This window comes from Flavobacterium sp. (assembly GCF_024305175.1).
In the GTDB taxonomy this organism is placed as follows: Bacteria; Bacteroidota; Bacteroidia; order Flavobacteriales; family Flavobacteriaceae; genus Flavobacterium.
The window spans coordinates 1-4500 of the sequence record NZ_JAMWYY010000106.1 but is presented as its reverse complement, the minus strand read 5'-3'; the positions used below and the strand labels follow the sequence as shown (position 1 = coordinate 4500).

Genomic DNA, 4500 nt, shown 5'->3' with positions numbered 1-4500 from the left:
ATAAATAACATTTTATTATAATTAACATTATATAATGTATTTTTTAAGATAAAAATACTTCTGACAAAAACTATATAACATAATAGGTGATATATCTTAAAAGTTTTAAACATATTTAGCAACAAAAAAAGCAGCTTATATAAGCTGCTTTTTTTAATATTTATGTAAGTATGTGCGTTACACTGCCCCTTGCGCAAGCATAGCATCTGCTACCTTTACAAAACCTGCAATATTAGCGCCTTTTACATAGTCTATATAACCATCTTCCTGTGTACCGAAAGTTAAACATGCTTGATGTATGTTAGCCATGATAGACTTTAGTTTTTCATCTACCTCTTCCCTTGTCCAGCTTAGGCGGAGTGAGTTTTGTGACATTTCGAGGCCTGAAGTTGCAACACCACCGGCGTTACTTGCCTTGCCGGGTGCAAATAGCAGTTTTGCTTTCTGGAATGCTATTACAGCCTCTGGTGTACATGGCATATTGGCACCTTCTGCCACACATATACAGCCATTTTTAATAAGCATTTCTGCTTCATTACCATTAACTTCATTTTGAGTGGCACATGGCAGGGCAATATCACAGGTTACTTCCCATGGCTGTCCGCCATCAACATATTTGGCATTAGTATACTTATCTGTATATTCTTTTATCCTGCCGTAACGAACGTTTTTAATATCCATTATATAAGAAAGCTTTTCTTCGTTAAGACCTTCTTCATCATAAATATATCCGCTGCTGTCGCTCATGGTAACCACTTTACCGCCAAGCTGCATGGCTTTTTCGGCAGCATATTGTGCCACGTTGCCAGAACCTGATATTACAACTGTTTTACCGATAAAACTGGTATCGCGGGTTGCAAGCATGCTCTGTGCAAAATATACACAGCCATAGCCTGTAGCTTCAGGACGTATTAATGAACCGCCAAAGCTGATGCCCTTACCTGTAAGTACTCCGGTAAACTCATTACGTATCCTTTTGTACTGCCCGTACATATAGCCAACCTCGCGCCCGCCCACACCAATATCACCCGCAGGCACATCAGTGTCAGCGCCAATGTGCTTGCAAAGCTCTGTCATGAAAGCCTGGCAGAATTTCATTATCTCGTTATCCGATTTCCCTTTAGGATCAAAGTCAGAACCACCCTTACCACCACCCATAGGCAGGGTTGTAAGACTGTTTTTAAACGTTTGCTCAAACGCAAGGAATTTTAATATACTAAGGTTTACAGATGGGTGAAAACGAAGCCCGCCTTTGTATGGCCCTATTGCCGAATTCATTTGTATCCTGTAACCCCTGTTTACCTGAACGTTGCCTGCATCATCAAGCCACGTTACACGGAACATGATAACCCTTTCAGGCTCTGCCATGCGCTCTAACAGCATTTTGCCCTGGTATTTAGGGTTCTTTTCTATAAACGGGATTACCGTTTCGGCAACCTCATGCACTGCCTGAAGGAATTCCGGTTCGTTAGGGTTCTTTTTAGAAACTACGTCCATAAAAGACTGTACACTTTCACTCATATTGTAAAGATTTTAGTGTTTAAGAAAACGTTTTCGTTAATTACCGGCAAATATACATTTTTCTAATATACAGCTATATAATTTTGCCGATTGTTTATTTTTAAACCGTTATACTGTTAATGTTTTGCACAGCAACATGTTAAAGCTATATTTTATTCGTTAAAAGCCTGCTCCAGGTCGGCAATAAGATCGTCTATATCCTCTACCCCAACGCTAAGCCTTACCATATCATCTGTAATACCAAGCGCCTTCCTGTTCTCTTCAGGTATAGAGGCGTGCGTCATCAGTGCCGGATGGTTAGCTAAAGATTCTACCCCGCCCAAAGATTCTGCAAGTGTAAACACCTTTACCTTCTCTAAAAAGGCAATACTGTCTTCTTTTTTACCCGATTTAAAAGTAAAGGTTACCATACCGCCAAAACCGCCTTTCATTTGCTTTTTGGCTATGTTGTTGTAGGGGTGGCTTTCCAGCCCCGGGTAAAACACTTTACCTACTGCCGGATGCTGTTCCAAATATTCGGCAACCCTTTGCCCGTTCTCACAATGGCGCTGCATGCGCAGGTGCAGGGTTTTGATGCCCCTAAGCACCAGGTAGCTGTCCTGAGGCCCAAGCGTGGCACCGGTGGCAAACTGTGCAAAATGTAGCTTTTCGCCAAGCTCTTCGGTTTTGGCAACCAGTGCTCCCGCTATAACATCACTATGCCCGCCCAGGTATTTGGTGGCGCTGTGCATAACAATATCGGCACCCAGGTTAAGGGGCTGCTGCAGGTATGGGGTTGCAAAAGTGTTATCTACCGCAAACAGCACCTGCTTTTCTTTGCATATAGCGGCAATAGCTTCTATGTCGGCAAGCTTCATCAGCGGGTTGGTTGGCGTTTCTACCCAAACCAGCTTTGTATTTTCGTTAAAAAGGCTTTTAAACTTGTCAAGGTCGTTCATATCCACAAAATGGAACTTAATACCAAAGTGGCTGTATATGCGGCTAAACATACGGTAAGTACCGCCATACAGGTCGTCCATTGCAATAACCTCATCATTAGGCTTAAGCAGCTTCATAACACAATCGGTAGCGGCAAGGCCCGATGAAAAGGCAAGCCCGCGTGCGCCATTCTCTATACTGGCAAGTGCATTTTCCAGAGCGGTGCGCGTGGGGTTTGCCGCACGGCTGTACTCATAACCGCTGTGAACGCCCGGGCTGGTTTGTGCAAATGTAGATGTCTGGAATACGGGAGGCATTACAGCCCCTGTTGCCGGCTCATGCTGCTGCCCCCCGTGTATGGCTTTCGTGTTAAATTTCATATAATTTAAGTTCGGGTTTATATAAATTTTGAGCAAATTTACTGGAATTTGTTTATCCTTGCATAAGGATTCAGCCCCTTTTACAAAACAATAACATTATTATGAAACAATACTTAGCCCTGTTTCTGGCTGCTTTTTTACTGTATGGCTGCCAGGATGAGAAGAAAAACCAGGATGATAATGAAGCCATTGAAAATGAAGCGGTAAAGCCGCTTACGTTTGAAACCCGTTACTACAAGAAAACCAGCGATACCGACTGTAAGGAAAACTGCCCGATGGTAACTATAGAAGTACCGGAAGCCGAAGGCAGGCAACCTGCTGCCGACAGCATTAACAAGCGCGTGTTCGAGGTGGTTCGCTCTATAGTATATTTTGGGGAGAAACCGTATCAGGCTACCTCTTATGACGAGATCATGAATTCTTTTATGAAATCGTATAAAGAACTTAAGAGTGATTTTCCTAAGGAGACACTGGGCTGGGAAGGCAGGATTAAAGGCGAGGTTAGCTACAAAACCGACAGTATAATAAACATAAAACTGAATAATTATATGTTTACCGGTGGCGCGCATGGCTATGAGGGTAACCGTTCGCTTTTATTTGACCCCACCACAGGCCACAGCCTTACTCACCGCGATCTTTTTAATGATGTTAAGGGCTTTACTGATTATGCCGAAAAGCAGTTCAGGAAAAAATTTAAAATAAATGAGATGCAGCCCATTAATGGAACAGGTTTTTTATTTGAAGATGAAACCTTTGCCCTGCCCGATGCCATTTTCTTTAAAAAAGACGGGCTACTGCTGTATTACAATACTTATGAGATATCGTCTTATGCCGAAGGCCCTAAAGAGCTGCTTCTGCCTTATAAAGATATTAAGCAGTACATGAAGAGGATGTAATCAGTTCCTTCCGTTTTCTTCCGGGTACAGTTTATAAACCGGCTCGCTTTGCCAGAATTCTTTGGTATCAGCATCCATTACGGTTAGAGGCCCTTTAAAGGCAGCGCCGGTATCTACATTCCATACATTAGCTTTTAGCTGGGGCGTGGTTTCACCTATACGCGTTACCGGTGTGTGCCCAATAAAGATTTCGTGGTACAGCGTAAAACGCTTAGGGTACTGCGGGTGGTTATGGTCCAGCCTGTCATCAAGGGCAAGGGCTGTTTCCCAAAGTGTGCGCTCCCAGTAAAACATGCGCGTAAAATACTCATGCTTAACACCATTCAGGTTGGTAAAGCCGGCATGCACAAAAAGGCGGTTGTGCGCGTCGAGATAATAATCTTCCAGGCTTTCTAAAAATAATATATGCAGTTCGAGACGCTCCTTTGTTAAATCCTTATACTTTTCGGTAGTAAGCTGCCCGCCGTGGGTAAACCACTGCTCGGTATATTCACCCGTTTTAAGCCACTCTAAAAGCAGGTCATCATGGTTACCACGCATAAAAATGCATCGGTATTGCGATTTTAATTTAATAAGGTAATCTATAACCTGCGGCGATTCTCCCCATCCGTCAACATAATCGCCTAAAAAAATCAGTTCGTCATGTTTTGTAACCCCGGCACGTTCCAAAACCTGCTGTAAAGCCCTGTAAGCGCCATGTATGTCGCCAATTACAAGTGTTCTTCCCATAGCTCTTTTATATAATATTTATCAGCTAAAGCTCTAAATCTATAATTTTTTTGCGT

The 4500-nt window shown here is 42.9% G+C and carries 4 protein-coding genes; 1 reads left to right on the top strand and 3 read right to left on the bottom strand.

Features of this window, described 5'->3' with window-relative positions:
* Nucleotides 1-177: 177 nt before the first annotated feature.
* Both gdhA and Q0K96_RS14970 read right to left on the bottom strand, forming a co-directional pair.
* On the bottom strand, nt 178-1521 hold the full coding sequence (gene gdhA, locus Q0K96_RS14975) for an NADP-specific glutamate dehydrogenase (RefSeq protein ID WP_297334788.1): 1344 nt from the start codon (nt 1519-1521) through the stop codon (nt 178-180).
* Between the two features lie 152 nt (nt 1522-1673).
* Complete coding sequence (locus Q0K96_RS14970; RefSeq protein WP_297334787.1) at nt 1674-2819, bottom strand: cystathionine gamma-synthase; 1146 nt, start codon at nt 2817-2819, stop codon at nt 1674-1676.
* Nucleotides 2820-2920: 101 nt separating this feature from the next.
* Between Q0K96_RS14970 and Q0K96_RS14965 the strand changes: the two genes are divergently transcribed.
* Nucleotides 2921-3715: a DUF3298 and DUF4163 domain-containing protein gene (locus Q0K96_RS14965; protein ID WP_297334786.1), complete on the top strand. Its 795-nt coding sequence runs from the start codon at nt 2921-2923 to the stop codon at nt 3713-3715.
* Here Q0K96_RS14965 and Q0K96_RS14960 read toward each other — a convergent pair whose 3' ends face one another.
* Entirely contained in the window at nt 3716-4444 is a 729-nt protein-coding gene (locus tag Q0K96_RS14960) for a metallophosphoesterase family protein (protein WP_297334785.1), read from the bottom strand. It abuts the gene before it with no gap.
* Nucleotides 4445-4500 lie beyond the last annotated feature (56 nt).